Here is a 460-nt window from a genome sequence, read left to right on the forward strand (position 1 = left end):
CCCGCGGGCGGATCCACCGCCGCCGCCGCCGAGGCCGCCACCCGGGACCGGGGCGGCGACCGGCTGCGGTTCGTGGGGGCAGCGACCCGGCGGATCGCCCGGGGCATCGACCTGGACGAGATCGTGCTGGGCCTGTGCCGGGCCACCGTGCCCACCTTCGCCGACGCGATCCTGGTGTATCTGCGCGATCCGCTGCCGGTCGGCGACGAGCGCCCGGTCGGCCCGGTGGTGCTGCGGCTGCGCCGCACCGACCGGATCCCGCTGGACCCGGACACCGACAGCGGCCGGCTCTCCCTGCTGCCCTCCCAGCCGGATCTGTCGCCCGCCGTGGGCGGCGGCCCGGCCGCCGAGCTGTGCGAGGTGGAGGCGGGCGGTCCGCTGGCCGAGGTGCTGCGCGGGGTGCGGCCGGTCTTCGGCGACTCGCAGGCCGCCCGCGCCGCGCTGCCGGAGCTGCTCGGCG

General features: G+C 79.3%; 1 pseudogene. It reads left to right on the top strand.

The annotated features are described in order from the left end of the window. A pseudogene (locus tag KN815_RS49680) lies at nt 1-460 on the top strand (SpoIIE family protein phosphatase); the annotation flags it as partial.

Source organism: Streptomyces niphimycinicus (genome assembly GCF_018883605.1).
Taxonomy (GTDB): Bacteria; Actinomycetota; Actinomycetes; order Streptomycetales; family Streptomycetaceae; genus Streptomyces; species Streptomyces niphimycinicus.